Origin of the sequence: Collinsella aerofaciens, assembly GCF_015554145.1 — a bacterium.
In the GTDB taxonomy this organism is placed as follows: Bacteria; Actinomycetota; Coriobacteriia; order Coriobacteriales; family Coriobacteriaceae; genus Collinsella; species Collinsella aerofaciens_AA.
In genome coordinates, this window is sequence record NZ_JADNHZ010000005.1 from 54,600 (window position 1) to 73,991 (window position 19,392).

The 19,392-nt window shown below is 61.6% G+C and carries 18 protein-coding genes; 13 read left to right on the top strand and 5 right to left on the bottom strand.

Annotation, left to right across the window (positions count from 1 at the left end):
• Nucleotides 1-12: 12 nt before the first annotated feature.
• A complete protein-coding gene (locus tag I2E13_RS03050) occupies nt 13-903 on the top strand; it encodes a DegV family protein (RefSeq protein WP_195404155.1) in 891 nt (296 codons plus the stop codon).
• 80 nt (nt 904-983) lie between these two features.
• Here the strand turns inward: I2E13_RS03050 and I2E13_RS03055 are convergent, their stop codons facing one another.
• Nucleotides 984-2,075: a beta/alpha barrel domain-containing protein gene (locus I2E13_RS03055; protein ID WP_117735930.1), complete on the bottom strand. Its 1,092-nt coding sequence runs from the start codon at nt 2,073-2,075 to the stop codon at nt 984-986.
• 190 nt (nt 2,076-2,265) lie between these two features.
• Between I2E13_RS03055 and I2E13_RS03060 the strand changes: the two genes are divergently transcribed.
• Complete coding sequence (locus I2E13_RS03060) at nt 2,266-2,436, top strand: hypothetical protein (protein WP_158557554.1); 171 nt, start codon at nt 2,266-2,268, stop codon at nt 2,434-2,436.
• A 24-nt stretch (nt 2,437-2,460) separates the two neighbouring features.
• Here I2E13_RS03060 and I2E13_RS03065 read toward each other — a convergent pair whose 3' ends face one another.
• Nucleotides 2,461-3,564: an RsmB/NOP family class I SAM-dependent RNA methyltransferase gene (locus tag I2E13_RS03065; protein ID WP_195404156.1), complete on the bottom strand. Its 1,104-nt coding sequence runs from the start codon at nt 3,562-3,564 to the stop codon at nt 2,461-2,463.
• 36 nt (nt 3,565-3,600) lie between these two features.
• Entirely contained in the window at nt 3,601-5,751 is a 2,151-nt protein-coding gene (locus tag I2E13_RS03070) for a methionine--tRNA ligase (protein ID WP_195404157.1), read from the bottom strand.
• Nucleotides 5,752-5,883: 132 nt separating this feature from the next.
• On the opposite strand from I2E13_RS03070, the gene I2E13_RS03075 reads away from it, so the two are divergent.
• The 3 genes from I2E13_RS03075 to queA all read left to right on the top strand — a co-directional run bounded on the left by I2E13_RS03075 (nt 5,884) and on the right by queA (nt 8,378).
• Entirely contained in the window at nt 5,884-6,453 is a 570-nt protein-coding gene (locus tag I2E13_RS03075; protein WP_117564474.1) for a DUF3267 domain-containing protein, read from the top strand.
• A gap of 67 nt (nt 6,454-6,520) precedes the next feature.
• Nucleotides 6,521-7,096 (top strand): epoxyqueuosine reductase QueH, encoded by a 576-nt coding sequence (locus tag I2E13_RS03080; protein ID WP_117776767.1) that lies wholly within the window; start codon nt 6,521-6,523, stop codon nt 7,094-7,096.
• A gap of 70 nt (nt 7,097-7,166) precedes the next feature.
• The gene (gene queA / locus I2E13_RS03085) at nt 7,167-8,378 is read left to right on the top strand and encodes a tRNA preQ1(34) S-adenosylmethionine ribosyltransferase-isomerase QueA (protein ID WP_117564472.1); all 1,212 of its coding nucleotides are present in this window, start codon (nt 7,167-7,169) and stop codon (nt 8,376-8,378) included.
• Nucleotides 8,379-8,709: 331 nt separating this feature from the next.
• On the opposite strand, the gene I2E13_RS03090 is transcribed toward queA, so the two are convergent.
• On the bottom strand, nt 8,710-10,473 hold the full coding sequence (locus I2E13_RS03090) for a coiled-coil domain-containing protein (RefSeq protein ID WP_195404158.1): 1,764 nt from the start codon (nt 10,471-10,473) through the stop codon (nt 8,710-8,712).
• 294 nt (nt 10,474-10,767) lie between these two features.
• Here I2E13_RS03090 and I2E13_RS03095 point away from each other — a divergent pair, with 294 nt between their 5' ends.
• From I2E13_RS03095 to I2E13_RS03115, 5 genes are all read left to right on the top strand, one after another.
• Nucleotides 10,768-11,568: an SDR family NAD(P)-dependent oxidoreductase gene (locus I2E13_RS03095; protein ID WP_006235414.1), complete on the top strand. Its 801-nt coding sequence runs from the start codon at nt 10,768-10,770 to the stop codon at nt 11,566-11,568.
• A gap of 454 nt (nt 11,569-12,022) precedes the next feature.
• Nucleotides 12,023-13,162 carry a tRNA guanosine(34) transglycosylase Tgt gene (tgt, locus tag I2E13_RS03100; RefSeq protein WP_055250876.1) on the top strand — a complete coding sequence of 380 codons (1,140 nt, stop codon included), beginning with the start codon at nt 12,023-12,025 and terminating at the stop codon, nt 13,160-13,162.
• Between the two features lie 213 nt (nt 13,163-13,375).
• Nucleotides 13,376-14,134, top strand: a complete 759-nt coding sequence (locus I2E13_RS03105; RefSeq protein ID WP_195404159.1) for an LOG family protein — start codon at nt 13,376-13,378, stop codon at nt 14,132-14,134.
• A gap of 113 nt (nt 14,135-14,247) precedes the next feature.
• Nucleotides 14,248-14,547, top strand: a complete 300-nt coding sequence (locus I2E13_RS03110) for a type II toxin-antitoxin system RelB/DinJ family antitoxin (RefSeq protein ID WP_055250873.1) — start codon at nt 14,248-14,250, stop codon at nt 14,545-14,547.
• Between the two features lie 2 nt (nt 14,548-14,549).
• On the top strand, nt 14,550-14,858 hold the full coding sequence (locus I2E13_RS03115) for a type II toxin-antitoxin system RelE/ParE family toxin (protein ID WP_195404160.1): 309 nt from the start codon (nt 14,550-14,552) through the stop codon (nt 14,856-14,858).
• A gap of 93 nt (nt 14,859-14,951) precedes the next feature.
• Here the strand turns inward: I2E13_RS03115 and I2E13_RS03120 are convergent, their stop codons facing one another.
• Entirely contained in the window at nt 14,952-15,812 is an 861-nt protein-coding gene (locus tag I2E13_RS03120) for a DegV family protein (protein ID WP_195404161.1), read from the bottom strand.
• A gap of 123 nt (nt 15,813-15,935) precedes the next feature.
• Between I2E13_RS03120 and I2E13_RS03125 the strand changes: the two genes are divergently transcribed.
• From I2E13_RS03125 to I2E13_RS03135, 3 genes are all read left to right on the top strand, one after another.
• Nucleotides 15,936-16,631, top strand: a complete 696-nt coding sequence (locus tag I2E13_RS03125) for an HAD hydrolase-like protein (protein ID WP_273377851.1) — start codon at nt 15,936-15,938, stop codon at nt 16,629-16,631.
• A gap of 54 nt (nt 16,632-16,685) precedes the next feature.
• Nucleotides 16,686-18,122: a M20 family metallopeptidase gene (locus I2E13_RS03130; protein WP_195404162.1), complete on the top strand. Its 1,437-nt coding sequence runs from the start codon at nt 16,686-16,688 to the stop codon at nt 18,120-18,122.
• A gap of 319 nt (nt 18,123-18,441) precedes the next feature.
• Complete coding sequence (locus tag I2E13_RS03135) at nt 18,442-19,380, top strand: phosphate ABC transporter substrate-binding protein (protein ID WP_117818366.1); 939 nt, start codon at nt 18,442-18,444, stop codon at nt 19,378-19,380.
• The last annotated feature ends 12 nt before the right edge of the window (nt 19,381-19,392 follow it).

Consider the following 19,392-nt stretch of genomic DNA (forward strand, 5'->3'; position numbering starts at 1 on the left):
AAGGAGCCTCATATGAGTGATTTTGTCCTGACCTGTGAATCCGCCGCCGATCGAACTCGGGAGTTCTTTGAATCGCGCAATATCCCTGTCGTGTGTTTTCATTACGAGATCGACGATGTTGTCTATACGGACGATCTGTATCAGTCGATTACGCCGGACGAGTTTTTTGCCCAGATTGCCGCAGGCGCCATGCCCAAGACGTCTCAGGTGAGCGTGGGCGAGTACGAGGAGTTTTGGGAGCCGTTTGTTGCCGAGGGCAAAGACGTGCTGCACCTGACGTTGTCGTCGGGTATTTCGGGCACGTATGGATCGGCCTGCGTTGCGGCGCAGATGCTCGCAGATCGCTATCCCCAGGGCGGCAAGGTGCGCGTCATCGATTCGCTGGGGGCGTCTTCGGGCTTTGGCCTGTTGCTGGAATATGCCGCCGATGTGCGCGATAGCGGGGCTTCACTCGACGAGACGGCTGCCTGGATCGAGGAGCACAAGCTCAACCTGCACTACTGGTTCTTCTCGACCGATCTGTCGAGCTACCTGCGCGGCGGTCGCATTTCGGCTGCGAGTGCGATCATCGGCACGGCGCTTAAGATTTGCCCGCTTATGACGGTCGATTGCGACGGCAAGCTGTCGCCACGTGAGAAGATTCGCACTAAGAAGCGCGCGATTTCCGAGATGGCCAAGACCATGATGGCACACGTGCAGGACGGTGTGGATTATTCGGGTAAGTGCATCATGTCGCACTCGGCGTGCCGCGAGGATGCCGAGGCAGTTGCGGCGCTGATTGAGGAACAGGTTCCGCAGCTTAAAGGCAAGATTGAGATCAATGACATCGGTACTCTGATTGGCTCGCATACCGGACCTGGTACGGTGGCGCTCTTCTTTATGGGCGACAAGCGCGTGGATTAATTTGCCCCATCACGTCGCTGCATGATTGCTCAAACGAAAACGGCCCGCCTCACGTTTGTGGGGCGGGCCAAGATGTTTTGCTAGCGTTTCTTTCCGCGGAAGAAGAAGCCGTGCAGCGAGGGCTTGAGTCCACGGTTGGCGCGACGCTCCTCGATATGATCGTGGATCGAAGCGACGCGCTCGATGACTTCGTCGGGAATCGGCACGTCGGGATTCATGTTCTCGACCTGGCTGACCTCGGCGGCGGCGACCTGGTCGATAATGGGCACATCGTCGTGCGAGATGACAGGCGTGGCGTCTTCCTTCATCTTGCGATAACGCTGCATCATGTCGGTCTGTAGCTGCTGTGCCGAAGGCGGCGTCCAGATGATGGCGTTGGCGCCGGCGGCGATGGTCTCGCGGATGCTCTCGGGCGTCTTGCCGCCCGGTGCGATGAGCGGCAGGTTGGGATAGTGCTTGCGCAGCTCGCGTAGGACCTGGGGCGTGTTCTTGCCGGCGGCGATGTTGAGAATCTTGGCTCCAGCGCGCACCTTGGCGTGGGCATCGTCGTCGCAGCGAACGACCGTAGCGATGACGGGGATGTCGGCGATGTTGGTGATGTGCTCGACCATCTCGGCAGTAGCGGGGGAGTTGACCACGCAGCCCGCCGCGCCCTGCATCTCGGAGACGGCTGCCATCTGCACGGAGCGCTTACCGGTCGTAGTTCCGCCGCCCACGCCTACAAAGACCGGGCACTCGGCGACGGTCAACAGTGCCTGCGTAATGGCCGGCTGCGGCGTGAAGGGGTAAACGGCAAAGACGGCATCGGCGTTGGAGTTGCGGATAACCGCGACATCGGTGGTGTAAATGAGCGACTTGATGCGGCGGCCGAAGAGCGTGAAGCCGCTGGCCTCCTCGATCTCGTCGGGCATGCGAAGGGCAGCCTTGCGCAGACGTCCGTCGATGGGCAGGGGCTCCATAGGGAGCAGGCCGTTGGGCGTGACGGCTACCTGGGGCTCGGTGAACTCGTCTGCGAGCTCGACCTCGGAGAAATCGACCGAGGCGACGATGTCTTCGTGAACTTCGGCGGGCACATCGATGGGAGCTTGGTCGTTTGCCGCGGCAGGCGTGTCGAAGGAGCTGGTGCCGACGAAGGCGTCGACGCGCTCGTTTAGATCGTTGAGGGTATCCATGGAGGCTCGATTCTATGTGATGACGGCCGGCAGGGTGCCGGCAGCGTTGTGCTTACTAAATCGTTTGACGAGTTGATTTTTCCCCGCCGCGTCCTCCGTTAGACCGAAGGGCGGCGAACGTGAAGGAGCTGTGGTGGCGGGGATCGAGGTGCTATCTTGAAAGTCCCGTTTAAAAGAGAGGTGACGCGGTATGGAATTTTCGGCAATGTTGGGCTCGATTGGCCTATGCGTGGGCGCAATCGTAGCCGCCGCGGTCATCTACTTTGTGGTTACGGCCATTAAAGGCAAAAGGGCCGAACGCAAGGAGCGCGCGATGCTTAAACAGCATCGCGACCAGCAGGGCAAACGCGCACGGAGATAGCTTGTTGAGTTTTGGATCCGTGCGCTAGCTGCGTTTTCGGATCAGGGCAATGTAGAAGCCCTCAAAGTCGCGGCTAGGCGGAATGGTCAGCGTGCCGGGCATACCGTTGGCGACGGACGAGACGTGGCTGGCGGCGATGGCCTCGGTGAGGGCGTTGCACTCGATGCGTGGCTCTTCGCCAACTTCCTGAGCACGGCGCGTTTCACTTTCGCTCGGCGTGCCGTCGAGGGGGATAAGCTCGCAATCCATGTGCTTGTCGAGGGCCTCTTGCAGGGCGTCCTCGTTTTCCTGCGGCAAGATCGAACAAGTCGAATAGACGAGCGTGCCGCCCGGTTTAAGGGCTCCCATGGCGCGGTCCAGAAGCGCTCGCTGCGAGCGGGCACACTTACTCAGCAGCTGCTCGGTCAGGCCGCGCAGGCTTTTCTCGTTGCCGCTGATGACGGTGCCCGTGCCGGTGCAGGGGGCATCGAGCAGGATGCGGTCAAAGCGGAAGAACTCGTCGAGCTCGCGTGCGTCGATGCGCATGACGGGCACGTTTTTTGCGCCTTGGCGGTGGAGGTTGGCTTCGAGCTTCTCGACGCGGGGAATGCTCATCTCGCAGGCGGTAAGGTGCGCCTGCCCCTGCGTGAGGGCGGCGATCTGCGTCGTCTTGCCGCCAGGGGCTGCGCACATGTCCAGGATGTCCTCGCCTGCCTGAGCGCCCAGGACCAGCGGCGGCATCATAGACGACAGGCTCTGCAGGTAGATCTTGCCGTCGCGGTAGATGTCGAGATCCCACAGATCGGAAACCTGGGCCTCGGGCAGGATGAAGGCGTCTGGGTACCAGGTGACGGGGTTGTGAGCGATGCCGGCGGCATCGAGCGCCGCAGCGATGTCCTCGGCGGTTGCCTTGAGCGTGTTGGCGCGCAGCGTGACCGGGCGTGTGGCCGCGGCGCCGAAGCCCTTGATCATGAGCTCGGCATCGGCGGGCGCATAGGCGCCGGCGACCGTGTCGACCATAAAGCGCGGCAGGTCGGCGGCGGAGTGTTGGGCGGCAAGCTGGTCGGAAAGCTCGGTGGCGGCAAACTGCCTGAGCTTGAGCTCGGGCTTAACCTGCTTTTTCTGCTTACGACGACGCGGCTTGGACATCCGTCTTTCCTTCCCATTCCATTACATGTCGAGTGTTTAGTACTGGCTCTCGTGCTTGCTGAAGAAGTCGAAGCGCGGGGGTAGCGGCTTTACGCGGTGCTCGCCGGGCTTCTCGCCCAGGCTCTCCACAAACTCATCCGTGGAGGCGAAGATGTTATCCCAGCTAAAGAAGGCGACCGGGTCGATGTCGAAGTACTCACAGATGAGCTCGCAGCCGGCCGGGACGATGCCGTGCATCAGGACGGTCGCCACGCGCAGCTCGGTAAAAGCGTCGACGAGGGCCTGCGTCATTGCGGCGTTTGCCTCGTTACCCTCGAGCTTGTTGGCGGCTTTGGAAGCGTCGCTCCAGCGCTTGTTGGCGGCGCGCAGGTAGTCGTCGCACACGGCGAGCGCGCGGTGCGTCTCGAACTTGTACATGGCCTGCTCAAAGGCGAGGGCTGCCTGCTCGGCGGCCTCGACCACGGTGTCAGAAGCTGCACCGGCGGGGATGCAGCCGTTGCGGTAGGGGCTCTCGTCGCCTTCCTTGACGGCGACGCCGTAGAAGCAGCTGCGGGCCAGACGGTTGAACACGCCGGTCAAAAGGGCGCTCTCCTTAAGGGCCGGGTCGATAACGCGCTTGTCGTCGCAGGCGCGTACCTCGTTGCCGTCCTTGTCCTTGCCGGTCACACGCGTGTCGTATGCCTTGGGGCTAAAGCTTACCGGCTTCTCGGACAGGCCGAGCGACAGCCAGTGCGCACGCATCTGCTCGCAGGTGTAGTGGTTGAGCAGGTCGTCTGCCGGCGGGGGAGGCGTCTGCGAGGACGAGCTGGCCTTTTTGCCCATGTAGAGCAGGTGGTAGCAGGCGCTGACGGTGCTCTGCGTGAGGTCCCAGCCCAGGGCCTCCCACATGGCGGTCTGCGCGATGCAGTAGAAGTAGATGTTGTCCTGACCGATAAACTGGTAGATCTGCGCGTCGTCCGAGCACCACCAGTCGCGCCAGTCGAGCGAGCTGTGCTGGTAGGTGGGCGCGGGGACCTGCGTGGAGTCGGCAGCGGGCTCGCCCATGAGGGCGGCATCCTGGGCGGCGACGCCCTCGGTCACGCCGGCTGCCTTGGCATCGCGCGCGAGCACGGTACGCGTATAGCTGATGGGCGCCCACAGGCTCTCGGGCCAGCACCAGCAGGTGACGTCGGAGACGCCATCGACCTCGGGCACCGGAACGCCCCAGTCGATGTTGCCGGTGATGCGGAAGGGCACGAGCGCCTTGCCGCTGCGGAAGCGCACGCCGCCGTTGGCGAGCACCGCGTGGGCGTCGTCGCGCTCCTTCCAGCTGGGGAAGGTGACGGTAAAGCTGCTCTTGTTGCCCTCGGGTTCCAGCACGGTGTGCTCGGGGAGCTGGTCCTCGACGGCATCGAAGGCCTCGCGGAACTTGTTCTGGATGTAGAGCTGAGCCGGCAGCAGCCACTCCTCCATGGTCTTGGAGACCACGGAGCGAACCTGCGGGTTCTGGGCGAGCTTGGCGGTATAGGTCTTCATAAAGTCGAGGTAGGCCGGCAGATCAAAGTAGAGATTGTCGACTGGGCGCAGCTCGGGCACCTCCCCGGTGAGCTGGCTCTTGGGCGCGATGAGCTCCTCGGGCTCAAACTGGTGACCCAGGTCGCACTCGTCGGCGTACGCCTTCTCGGACTTGCAGCCCTGGATGGGGCAGCGGCCGATCACCTGACGGCCGTTGAGGAACGTGCCGGCCTTGGCGTCGTAGAACTGCAACGTGGAGCGCTTGGAGATGGTGCCCTGCTCGTGCAGGCGCTTGATAATCTCGGCGGTCACCTCGTTGTGAATCTGCGCAGCCGGCTCAAGGCCCGAGCCGCCGTAGATATCGCAGCTGATGTTGTAGTTGTTGAGGGTCGCGGCCTGGCGGGAGTGATTGGACTCGACATACTCGCCGATGGACTTGTCGTAGCCCTCGTTCTCCTTGAGTTTGCGGTAGCTCTCCATGATGGGCGAACCGTAGCAGTCGGTGCCCGAGGTGAAGATGACGTTTTCGCGGCCCAGGCGGTCACGCAGGAAGCGGGCGAAGAAGTCGGCCGGGACAAAGACGCCGCCGACGTGGCCAAAGTGCAGGCCCTTGTTGCCGTAGGGCTCGCCGGCGGTAACGATGGCGCGGCGCGGCCAGCTGGGACGGTCGTTCATGGAATATTTGGATGCCATGGGACTCCTTCGCATATGGTGGGAGCGCGGCCGGGCACGGGGTTCGGCAGCGCGGTGGTCAATTCGTGCATATCGTTCGACATTATCGCACATGCGGGCGGGTGCGTGGCAGGGGCGCTATCCTAAGATGCTATGAATGAGATTTCCAACATACATGCGTTTGAGGACGAGGATTTTCTACACGCTTGCTTCGTGTGGGGGATGGCCGTGATCGCGGTGTTTGCCGTGTGCCTGGTGCCGGTGTTTATGCTGTTGGGCGGGCCTGCGGACTTGGACGCGGCTGAGGCGGGCGGCTGGATGGCTGTCGTGGGCTGGATAGTCGGCTTGGCTGCGGTCTCAATGGCATCGTTTGCCGTGCACGAGCTGGTGCATGCGGTGTTTTTTAAGCTGCTGGCGCCTGCGGGCGCGCAGGTGACCTTTGGGGCGAATCGCGAGACGGCGATGATCTATGCCTGCGCCGAGGGCGTTGTGTATTCGCGCCGGCGGTACATGGCGGTTTGCCTGGCGCCGACGGTTGTTGTGACGACAGCATTTGCCCTGGGGTTTGCGTTCTCGGACTATCCGCTGCTGTGCTACCTGGCGGCTGGTCTGCACTTGTCGGGCTGTGTGGGTGATTGGTATTACGTGCGGACCATTCTGCGCGACCGCCGTATCGTCGCCTGCGAGGATACGTCCTTTGGCGTGCGCTTTTTCGCAAAGTAGTCTTTTTGGGACGGGGCTATTTTAGCTGCCATGATGTCGGGGTGAGTTTTCTGGGACGGGGATGTCGATGAAGTCGTTGTTGCTGCATGCGTGCTGTGCACCATGCTCGCTTGAGCCGGTTCGCCTGCTGCGCGAGGAGGGGTTTGAGCCCACGATTTGCTGGACCAATCCCAATATTCAACCGCGCGATGAATGGCGGCGGCGTCTGGACGAGCTGCGCCGGTGGTGTGCCGATGGCGACATCGAGCTCATCGAGGCGGGGGAGGACCGCGAGCGCTGGGAGGCCGGCGTGGCCCCGCTGGGTGCCGATCGGCCCCGTCGCTGTCGCTCGTGCTATGCCTTGCGCTTGGCCGAGGCATGCCGCGTGGCCCAGGAGCGCGGGTTTGAGTTTGTGGGCACGACGCTCGCCGTCTCGCCGTATCAGCTGTTCGATACCTGCAATGACGTGCTTGAGCGTTTGGCGGCCGCCCATGGGCTCACCCCGGTGATTCGCGATTTTCGCCCGTACTACCCCGAGGCTACGCGCCGCTCGCGCGAGCTGGGCATGTATCGGCAGAACTATTGCGGCTGCCGTTTCTCGGCGGTCGAGGCGGCCATGGATCGCGCCCGCATCCGCGACGAGCGCAAAGCCGCCAAAAAGTAGTTCATTTGGGACGTCAGCCTGCTAGGATGTAGAGCGGACTTTAGCTATATAAGGAGTATCCGACGTGTCTATGCGTACCGATGATTTTGACTACAACCTTCCTGAGGAACTGATTGCCCAGGCTCCTGCCGAGCCGCGCGACTCCTGCCGCCTGCTGGTGGTGGATCGCAAAGGCTCCCAGGCGGGGAAGCCGCTGGAGCACGGCGGTACCGTTGAGCACCGCATCTTCCGCGACATCATCGACTATATCGAGCCGGGCGATGTGCTCGTCATCAACAAGACGCGTGTGATGCCGGCCCGCCTGATCGGTCGCAAAGCCGGCTCGGGTGGCGTGGTCGAGACGCTGCTGCTCAAGCGCCGTGAGGATGTTGACCCGCTGGGCCACGTTTGGGAGTGCCTGGTCAAGCCGGGTAAGCGCCTGAAGCCCGGTGCTCAGATTGAGTATCGCGCCGGTGGCGCCCATGCGCCCGAGGGGGCTCCCGTGGTGCTGACGGCCGAGGTCATCGACTTTGTCACCGATAGCCGCGGAGGCCGTCTGGTGCGCTTTGAGCCGGCCGGCTGCAATGCCGCCGGCGAGCCGCGCACGCTCGACGAGGCCATTCATGCTGCCGGTCACGTGCCGCTGCCGCCCTACATTACCGATTACGAGGGCGATCCCGAGAAGTACCAGACCGTCTACGCCATGAAGGAGGAGCACTCGGCTGCCGCTCCTACGGCGGGTCTGCACTTTACCCCCGAGCTCATGGCCGCTATCGAGGCCAAGGGCGCGAAGTTTGCCGCCGTCGAGCTCGAGGTGGGTATTGATACCTTCCGTCTGGTGGAGGAGGACGACCCCACGCAGCACGTCATGCACACCGAGCGCTACCACGTGTCACAGGAGGTTGTCGACGCCGTGCATAAGGCGAAGGCCGAGGGGCACCGCGTGATCGCCGTCGGCACCACCGCAGTACGCTCGCTCGAGAGCGCCTTTGACGCTGAGGCACCGGTGTCCGATCCGGCCGTGACGGCGCGCTATTTTGAGGGCCGCGAGGACGGGGCCGATACACTTGGCCGCGGTGACATCGTGGTGCGCGAGAACGCCACGACGCAGCTCTACCTCATGCCCGGATCGACCTATCACGTGGTCGACGCGCTGATCACAAACTTCCACGTGCCGCGCTCCACGCTCATGATGCTCGTGAGCGCGCTTGCCACCCGCGACCAGATCATGGATGCCTACGCCGCTGCTATCGAAGAGCGCTACCGCTTCTTCAGCTTTGGCGACGCGATGCTCATTTGTTAGTTACGCGGTTCTACGAACCGCGTAACCAGTTGACGCTGCAAACGCCCCTAAGCGGCAATCTGACGTTCAATCGTCGGGCATGACCAGAAGGTCAATGCCCTCCTCTTTCACGTCACCTTGCTCGCTTAGGGGCGTTTTCGCTGACTTTGCCAAAGCATCGGCAGGTACTCATTGGTGACGTACTTAAATGAGTGCCTGCAGAATGAGAGTGGATAATCTCCCGTTTTTGGCCTGCTTGGGGGCTCAAAGTGGGAGATTATCCACTCTCGTCATTGGGCTAGTCGTTGGGGACGTTCTTGTTTGACTAGTCGTTTAAGAACGTCCCCAATGACTACTTGCTTGCGAACAGCCAGACTAGGATGATCGCCAGGATTGCGGCGACGATGCAGACGATGGCGCCGGTGAATTTGATGCGTGAGTCGCGGGTGCGCTCTCGTACGTCGTCTTCGGCGGCCTCGAGCTGGGCGACTTCTCGCTCGGTCTCGGCGTGTTCGGCTTTGTCTCGGGCCAAGGATCCTGCAAGCGACTCAGTGATCTCTGGGTGGTCGTGCACTTCGGTCGCCTGTTCGATGATCGACTGCGCATGTGCGGCATCTGCTTGGGCGTTGGCGATGCTCTGCTCCTGGTCGCGGCGTGCCTTGTCCTCGGCAGTGATCTTCTCGTGCAGTTCGCGCTGACGAGTCGCGGCGGCTGTCTTCGCCGTCTGCAGCTCGTCGCGCGCGGCATCGGCTTCGGTCGTCACGGCTTGGTGCGCGCGTTTTGCGTCGGCGATAGGGGCTTGAGCCTGCTCGACGGCCTGCTCGGCTGCGGCAAGCGAGTGCTCAAGGTCGGCGGTGATGCGCGGGACATCTTCTTCGGCTTTACGCAGGGCATCTGCCGTGTCGGAAATCTGCATCGAGAGCTCGCTGGTGCGCACCGTATAGTTGGCGGGATTTGCCGAGGGATTGCGTTGCAGCTCGGCATACTCATGGCGCAGCGTCTCGAGCTGGGCGCGCGTGGCGTCGACGGTTTGTTGTGCGGCCGCAATGCCGGCGTCTCGCTCGGCCTTCACCTTGTCGCGGATGCGCTTGGAATCCTCAAGACGTCGAACGAGGCGGTTGCCGGTCTCGCGAGAGCTCGCCTCGCGGGCCTCCACGGCGTCGAGCGCGGCCTTCAGGCGGAGCTCAGTCGCGTCATCCTCTGTCTTCATTTGTTCGAGCTGACCAGTGAGCTCTGTCGCTTTGGCGGCGTGGGCATCACGGTCAATCTCGGCTGCCGCAGCGGTCTTTTGCGCTGTGGCGATCGCCTGACGCTGGTCGGCGACGATCTGGTCGTAGCGGCCTGCGATATCCTGGCGCGTCTCGAGTTCCTCGGCCTGATCGGCAATGCGCTGCTCAAGTTCGGCCAGGTGGGCGCGGGCATCGGCAAGTGCCTTTTTCGCGGCGTTCATCTCGCGCATGGCCGAGGCGCCCTGGGCGATAAAGGTGCCCACGGCGTTCGCAGTGTTCGAGACAGCGGTCCCCAGATCGCGGCTCGCGGCGGGGGAGTGCGGGGCAGTCGGGCGAGCGGTGTCGGCAGCGTCCGCATCGGCAGTCTGCGGCACGGCGATATTGCCGGTACCGCCTTCGATCACAGAAAAGCCTGCTGCGTGCGGGTCGACCGCATCGGTGCCAATCGTGGGATGCTCGAGCTGCAGAAACGAGGGCATGGTGCTGCCCTGGTCGGCAACCGGAGTCTCGCCGGGTACGAAGGTCGAGGCTGCCTCGGCGGCCTCCTCTTCCTCGGCGTCAACGTCAGCGTCGGCCACGGCGTCTTTCATCGCTTTGACGGCATCCATCATGGAGTCCATGACGGCGTCGAGCTCTTCTTCCGAAGAAACCTCGATAGGGCCCGCAGCTTGCGGAGCAGTATCCTGTACGGGGTGGTCGTCCTGAGCGGGCGCATCGTCGTTTTGCTCGTCTGCATCTTCGGCGCCAGGGGTTTCCGCCGTAGCGCTTTCGTCCAAGAATGGGCCGTCGAGGTCAATATCATCGCAGGTCACAGCGTCGGCATCTGCAGTGACGTCTGCGGAATCATCAATATGCTGTTGAGTCTGGGGGTCCAGCTCGTCTGTCATAGGCATGTGCTCCTCATCGTTGTTTGTCACCCTATGATAAAGTCTCGCGCCGACATCCCGCGCGCTGCAGCAAAGTTTCAAAACGTGTTCGATGGCTCGCGTCGATAGCAAAAACTCGGCCACTTTATCCAGTTTGTACTTGACATTCCCTTCGCCGAAAGACGTTGCGCCGTTCGCCTGCCATGGGCTTTATTTTTCACTTGAACCCGCTAAAGTTGCATTTCAGCTTTTGGCGCGTGAAGTTGGATGCGCGCAGTCGACGGGCAGGCCCGTCGCGATTTGAAAGGACTTTATATGGGACTTTTCACTGGTAAGACCGTGATCGTCACCGGCGGCGGCAAGGCCACGCTTAAGGACGGCTCCGCTGGCTCCATCGGCTACGGTATCGATATCGCTTTTGCCAAGGAGGGCGCAAACCTCGTCATCACCGGCCGCAACGTCGCCAAGCTCGAGGCCGCCAAGGAATCCCTCGAGGCCGAGTACGGTGTCAAGGTTCTGCCTGTTCAGGCCGATGTTTCTGCTGGTCAGGACAACGAGGCTGTCGTCCAGAACGTCATCGACAAGGCCATTGAGGAGTTCGGTCGCATCGACGCCGTCGTCAACAACGCTCAGGCCAGCGCCTCGGGCGTGACCATTGCCGATCACACCATGGATCAGTTTAACCTGGCCATTTACTCTGGCCTGTATGCCACCTACCTGTACATGCAGAAGGCCTATCCGCACCTGAAGGAGACCAAGGGCTCCGTGGTCAACTTTGCTTCGGGCGCCGGCCTGTTTGGCAACTACGGCCAGTGCAGCTATGCCGCCGCCAAGGAAGGCATCCGTGGTCTGACTCGCGTTGCCGCCAACGAGTGGGGCAAGGACGGCATCAACGTCAATATCGTTTGCCCGCTTGCTTGGACCGCCGCGCTCGAGAACTTCCAGGATGCCTATCCCGAGGCGTTCAAGGCCAACGTCCACATGCCGCCGGCAGGCCACTACGGCGACGTCGAGAAGGAAATCGGCCGCGTTGTCGTTCAGCTCTGCGGTCCCGACTTTAAGTATATGAACGGCGAGACCGTCACCCTCGAGGGTGGCATGGGCCAGCGTCCGTAGGGTTACGCGGTTTTACCAAACCGCGTAACGGGTCGACGCTGCGCGGTCACCAGGGCGACAACTTGTCATTCAAAGAGGGCGGCATGACCAGAAGGTCAATGCCGCCCTCTTTTCATGCCAATTTGTTCGCCCTGGTGACCGCTCGCTGACGTTGTCAAAACATCGGCGTTGCCAAAATATCGGCGTTGCCGTGGCTGGTAAATAGCTCCACTCATCGGGGACGTACTTAAATGAGTGCCCGCAGAATGAAAGTGGATAATCTCCCGTTTTTGGGCTGTGCTTTGGGCAAAAGTGGGAGATTATCCACGCTCATCCGGTAAGCGTCCAAAAATCCACGCTCATTTGCCGTGTCCCTGCCGTATCCTCCTCGCACCAGTTTCTGTCGAGTCGGTGCTTCTTGCGGGTTGCCCGTATAATGGTTTGCGTATGAACCGCAACCAAGGAGTTCCAGTTTATGGACCAGAACCTTTTTAAATTCGACCTGATTGCCGAGGATCCGACGACGCACGCGCGCGCCGGCGTACTGCACACCCCGCACGGCGACATCGAGACGCCGATCTTTATGCCCGTGGGCACCAAGGCAAACGTCAAGGGCATTCCTACCGAGACTGTCAAGAAGCTCGGCGCCCAGATCGTGCTCGCCAATACCTATCATCTGTCCATGCGTCCCGGCGAGGATACCATCGCCGAGCTGGGCGGCCTGCACAAGTTCATGAACTGGCACGGCCCCATCCTCACCGACTCGGGCGGTTTCCAGGTCTTCAGCCACAACGATGCCGTCAAGCTCACCGATGAGGGCGTGCGCTTTATCGTCAACGATTACGACGGCCGCCACGTGTTTTGGACGCCCGAGGACAACATGGAAATCGCCATGAAACTCGGCTCCGATATCTGCATGCAGCTCGACCAGTGCCCGGGCTATCCCGCCACGCGCGCCTACGTTGAGCGCGCCGTTGAGCTGTCGAGCATGTGGGCCGAGCGCTGCTATAAGGCGCATACCCGCGATGACCAGGCGCTCTTTGGCATCGTTCAGGGCGGCATGCACCTGGATCTGCGCCTGCGTTCGCTGCGCCATCTGGAGGAGTGCGGCGACTTCCCGGGCTATGGTATCGGTGGCTATTCGGTGGGCGAGGATCACGAGACCATGTTCGAGACCCTGGCGCCGCTCGTGAGCGAGTACATGCCCAAGCATAAGCCGCGCTACCTGATGGGTGTCGGCAACCCGACCACGCTCGTGCGCGGCGTTGGCGTGGGCATCGACATGTTTGACTGCGTGCTGCCGACGCGCACCGGCCGTATGGGCACGGCATTCTCCAGCGAGGGTCGCCTCAACTTCCGCAACGCTCGCTTTGCGCACGACGACGGTCCCATCGATCCCACCTGCACCTGCCCGGTGTGCACGGGCGGTTACAGCCGTGCGCTCATCCGTCACATGGTCACGCAGAAGGAGATGCTCGGCGGCATTCTGCTTTCGATGCACAACATCTACTACCTGCTCAACCTTATGCAGCGGGCCCGCCAGGCCATTATCGAGGGCCGCTACGGCGCGTTCGTGAGCGACTGGATGAACAGCCCTGCGGCGGTGGATTACTAAGAGCAGCACGGGCGCTTGCAGGGCGCGGGCAACGGCAAGGGGCGAGCGCCGGCCGGTCATCACGTTTGCTAACACCGCTTGCGCGACCGATGACCGATAGCTTGCAAGCACTTGATGCATCGTGGGTACCATACCGAATAGTTGATGTTCGGGCGGGTGTTTGGCGCACAGCGTCGACCCCGCCCGTTTTTCTTTTTCTCGATAGGAGTACCCATGATTAAGAATGAGAACGTCGAGGGCGAGCCTGTCTACGACGAGACGTACCGCCGCGGCCCCGTGGTCATGCGCGGCCCCATGATTCCTAAGGACAACACCTACGCCAACCTGCTGGCGCCCGAGGACTCGACCGACTGGCTGCATGCCGACCCGTGGCGCGTGCTGCGCATTCAGGCAGAGTTTGTCGATGGTTTTGGCGCGCTTGCCGAGCTTGGACCTGCGGTGACCATCTTCGGTAGCGCCCGCACGCCCAAGACCGATCCGCTCTACAAGGCGGCGCGTACCGTCGGGCGCAAGATCGCGCAACGTGGCGTGGCGGTCATCACCGGTGGCGGCCCCGGCATCATGGAAGCGGCCAACAGGGGAGCGGCGAGTGTCAACGGCAAGTCAGTTGGCCTAGGCATTGAATTGCCGCACGAGCAGGGGCTCAATAAATACGTGAACCTCGGCATGGACTTCCGCTACTTCTTTGTGCGCAAAACCATGTTCGTTAAGTACAGCTCGGGCGCCATCGTATTTCCCGGCGGCTTTGGCACGCTCGACGAGATGTTCGAGGTTCTCACGCTGGTGCAGACGCACAAGGTCAAGCGCATGCCGCTCGTGCTGGTGGGCACCGAGTACTGGCAGGGCCTATTCGACTGGCTCAACGGTCCGGTGATGAGCACCGGTATGATTAGCCCGCTCGATCCGGATCTGGTACACATTACCGACGACCTCAACGAGGCCGTTGACATTGCGCTCAGCGGGCTGATGTAGATCAATCGTGCCCACGCGACATGAATACGCATGGCAATCTGATGTTATCTAACATCAGATTGCCATTTATATTGGGTATACTGGTGTAAAAGACGAGGGCGAGGAGGTCGCAAATGTCTACAGCAACAGTTAAGCCTACGACGGTTCGAATCGAAGAGGGGCTCAAGGAGCAGGCGACTGAGTTCTTGGATTCGGTCGGCCTCAGCCTCAATTCCTATCTCAATCTTGCCGTTCGGCAGCTGGTAAATCAGCGAAAGATTCCTTTTGAGATTGTAGGAAGGGCGGAGGTGCCCAACGAGGTGACGAGGCGCGCCATGGTGATCGCCGAGGCTCATGAGCTGGGGATTTTGCCGGACGATAGCCTGTCATTCAATAACGCTGATGAGCTTATGTCATTCCTCGATGAGGAATAGCGATGTTCGAGATTAAAGTCGAGGCTCAATTTAAGGTGGACTACAAACGAACGATGCGCATGCATCCGCAGCTAAAAAGTGAGTTTAAAGCGGCGGTTGCAGAGCTTGTGGCTCATGGGTCACTTCCGGCGGAGTATGGCGCCCACGAGCTCTCAAACCCGGGCGGAAACTACAACGGCCACATCGATTTCCACCTATCCGATGGCTTGGTCGATGTGGTCGTTCTTTATCTTCCCCATAAGACTAACCCAGTGATTAGGCTGGTGAGAATGGGCGCTCATCAGGAACTGTTTCAGGGTCCGCTGGGCTGATCGCCGATTTCTAAGTTGCGGTGGAATAGGGATTGATTGGCGGCTAATAAGCCAAAAACAGTCCCTATTCCACCGCAAGAGGTAAAGGTGCCCCTAGTGGATGGGCTGGTAGCGGGGGCAGTAGCTGATGGCGATGGCATCGACGCCTACGTGGGTGGCGATGGTGCAGCCGATGGGGCCAGTGCCGGCGTCTACGTAGTCCTGGCCCGCGAGCGCCTCGTTGACAAGTTCCTGCTCCTCGGCGGCGCCGGTCGTGAGCACGCGCACGCTTGAGCCCGGGTGCTCGTCCAAAAACGCGAGGCAATCTGCCATGGTGTTGGCGACGATGCGCTTGGCGCCGCGGCCCTTTTTGATTGCCTTGATCTCGCCCGATTTCCACTCCGGCGAAACGGCCAGGCGAATGTTGAGCATCTGCGTCAGCTGGCCGGCGAGCTTGGGGGCGCGGCCGTTTTTGACCAGGTTCTCGAGCGTGCGGGGAATCAGCAGCAGGTGGGCTTCGGGCAGCGTCGCGCGGATCTGCGCCTCGGTCTCGTCCAAGCTGCGGCCGTCCTCGCGCATGGCAAGCGCGTACTCCACCAGCAGGCCCTCGGCGCCCGAGCCGGTGCGCGAATCGATGCAGCGCACGTCGAGCTCGTGGGTCTCGGCGACCAGGCATGCGTTGGAATAGCAGGCGGACCACTCGCTGCACAGCGAGATAAAGATCGCGCTGTCGTGGTCATCGGCGCGTACGCGGTCAAACAGCGCCTTGAACTCGCCGGCGCTCGGCTGCGAGGTGTGCGGCAGCTGCTCGGAGCCGGCCATGCGGGCGACGTATTCCTCGGCGGTAATCTGCACCTGGTCGAGCAGGTCCTCGCCCTCGATAATCACATGCAGCGGAATCACGTAAATGCCGAGCTCTTGGGCACGGGCGGGGGAGATGTCCGACGTGGAGTCGGTTATGATGGCAAAAGACATAATTGCACCTTTCGTTGGGGCGCGGCAGCGCCGCCTTCTGAAAGCAAAGTGCGACAAGTATAGTGGAGTTGCTCTACATTGCTAGGTTCAATTGTTGAATAGTCAACAGTTTGAAGCGGTGGTGTGGAAATCATCAACTGGGGAAGAAGGGTGCCGATGGCGGCATTGCAACTTTGCGAGCGGCCGGTTGTGCTGTTCGATTTTGACGGCACGGTGGCCGATACGGGTCGGGCAGTGATGACCTCGACGCGCAAGACGCTGGCTGCGCGCGGGTTTTCGGAGACGCAGATGGGTGATCTGCGCCGCATGATCGGGCCGCCCCTGTGGAAGAGCTTTCACGACTTTTACGGCTTTTCCCGCGAGGAGTCGCTTGAGGTGGCCGATGAGTACCGCGCCTTTTTTGATGAACTGGGACCGGAGGAGTATCCCGTGTTCAATGGGGTCCCCGAGCTGCTGGATGGGTTGGTCGCCCAAGGCAAACGTATGGCCGTGGCGACGTCGCGCATGGAGGCCAAGTGCATCGACATGGTGCATGAGCTCGGGCTCTCTCAGTTTGAGGCGGTGATTGGCATGAATCCGCCGCAGGGACGCGAGACCAAGGCCGATTCGGTCCGCGATGCCCTGGCGGCGCTCGGCGCGACGGCCGACGATGCCGTGATGATCGGCGATCGCTTTAACGATGTGGAGGGCGCGCACGCAATGGGCGTGCCGTGCATCGGCATCTATTCGGGCGCGGCGGCGCCGGGCGAGCACGAGGCGGCGGGTGCCGATGCGGTGGTGCACTCGGTGGCCGAGCTTGCTAAACTTTTCGCTATCTAATGACGTAATGTGAGGGGCGAGCGCGCTCGCCGCTCATTGGTAAGGAGGTCGTCCATGAATCAGGTGGAGCAGAGCGTCGCCGAGTATGTCGACGAGGTCTGGGAAGATGTCGTCGCCGATATCGAGCAGCTGGTGAGCTATCCGTCCGTGGCAGTTTCTGCCGATGCAGAGCCCGGCGCGCCGTTTGGCCGCCCGGTCCGTGACGCGCTCGACTGTGCGCTCGGCATCGCGCAGAAGCTCGGCTATCAGACGAGCGACGACGAGGGCTATGTGGGCATTGCCGATATTCCTGGCCGCGGCGACAAGCAGCTCGCGACCATCTGCCACGTGGACGTGGTGCCCGCCGGCCCGGGCTGGAACACCGACCCGTTTGCGATGGAGCGTCGCGAGGGCTGGCTGCTCGGCCGCGGCGTTATCGACGACAAGGGTCCGGCGGTGCTGTCGCTCTACGCCGGCGCCTATCTGCTCAAGCACGGCATTGTTCCGCGCTACACCTTCCGCGCACTGCTGGGCTGCGATGAGGAAGTGGGCATGTCCGACGTTCACCATTATCTGGAGAACCACGCGAACCCCGACTTTCTGTTTACGCCCGATGCCGAGTTCCCGGTCTGTAATGCCGAGAAGGGCCAGTTTGGGGCGACATTTGTGAGCTCCAAGATCGACGGCGGGCGCATTGTGTCCTGGAGCGGTGCCGAGGCGAGCAACGCCATTCCGTCGCAGTCTATCTGCGAGCTTGCGATTGCCGCCGATGAGCTGCCGGCGCCGGTCGAGAACGGCGACCGCCTGGAGATCACGGCGCTCGATAACGGGCATGCGCAGATTTTCGCCCACGGCATTGGCGGTCATGCCTCGATGCCAGAGGGAACGATCAACGCCGTCGGGCTGATCGTGGCGTATCTGCGCGAGGCCGAGGACGCGTTTGGTGCACGCGACGAGCGCCTGCTGACGCCTGCCGAGCACGAGTTCGTCAAGTTCCTGGCCTTTGTGCATGCGGACGCCTATGGTCGCGGCCTGGGTATCGATGCGACGAGTCCGGCGTTTGGCCCGCTTACCTGCAACGCTGGCGTCATCCGCGTGGCGGATGGCCATATTGAGCAGGTCATCGACGTGCGCTTCCCCGACAGCACGAGTGCCGATACCATCCGCGAGCAGCTCGATCCGCTCGTGGGCCGTTTTGGCGTGACGTGCCGTGTGGGTCGTGCGAAGGTGCCGTTCTCGGTCTCTGCCGACGATCCGGCCGTGAAGGCGCTTATTGATACCTATAACGAGTTTACGGGCAAGCATGCTGAGCCCTTTGCCATGGGCGGCGGCACGTACGCACGCAACTTTGCCCGCGCCGTCTCGTTTGGCCCCGAGGAGACCGGCCTGGAGCTGCCCGCATGGGGCGGCCAGATGCACGGCCCCAATGAGTGCGCCAACGAGGAACAGCTCAAGCAGGCGCTCAAGATTTATATCGTGGCGATCTTACGTTTGAACGAGCTTGAGCTTTAAGGCTGCGGCGTTTTAACAACTTAGCACCCCTTTCGTCCGGGCTTTTTAAGTTGCGGTGGAATAGTTCCTAGAATGGGCCATTTGATGGCCAAGCAGGAACTATTTCACTGCAACTTTGTTTTTATTGGTGTAAAAGGCGCGCCATGCTTGGCGCTGGATTGTTATCCGTTTGTAAAGGCTGGGCAGAGCTTGCGGTAAGGGTCTATCAAATGTCCGTAAGAAACCGCAGATAAGGCGGTCGTCGCCCGATCGAGACCGTATCTTTCCAAACAGCAAAGCGGGCAGGGTGCCCGCGAGTCGCATGTATGAAAGGAAGATCATGCTCGATCAGGCTTATTCTCGTCGTCAGTTCCTCGGCCTCGCTGGTGGTCTTGCCAGCATCGTCGGTCTCGGTCTCGTTGGTTGCGGCGGCTCCAACGCCGCCAACACCGCTGCTGAGGGCAGCGCCGCTGCTGCCGAGTCCGTCTCGGGCGAGGTAACCTACGACGGCGCCTCCTCGTTCCAGGCTCTCGTCGAGGCTGCTGCCGAGAAGTTTATGGATGCCAACCCCGACGTCTCCGTCTCCGGTTCGGGCAACGGTTCGGGCAAGGGCCTGACCGCTGTCGCCGCCGGCACCGTCACCATCGGTAATTCCGATGTCTTCGCCGAGACCAAGCTCGAGGCCGATCAGGTCAAGAACCTCGTCGATCACGAGGTCGCCGTCGTGGGCATGGGCCCCGTCGTCTCCAAGAACGTGACAGTCGACGACCTGACCCTCGAGCAGCTCAAGGGCATCTTCTCCGGCCAGATCACCAACTGGAAGGAGGTCGGCGGCGACGACGCCAAGATCGTCGTTCTCAACCGCAAGGCCGGCTCCGGCACCCGCGCCACCTTCGAGGCCGCCGTCTTTGGCGACGAGGCCGTCGACTTTAAGGGCGACGCCGAGCTCGACAAGTCCGGCGATGTCCAGACTCAGATGGGCAGCACCGACAACGCCATCTCCTACCTTGACTTCTCGCACTTCGATGACTCCAAGTTCAACGCCATCATGGTCGAGGGCGTCGAGCCCAAGAGCACAAACGTCACCGACGACTCCTTCAAGATCTGGGCGACCGAGCACATGTACTGTGCTAAGGACGCCGACGAGGCCACCAAGGCCTTCCTGGAGTTCATGCTTTCCGACGACGTCCAGGGCAAGCTCGTCGAGGAGCAGGGCTTTATTCCCGTTTCTGCCATGAAGGTCGTCAAGGACGCCAGTGGCAAGGTCTCCGCTAAATAAGTAATCGCCCCC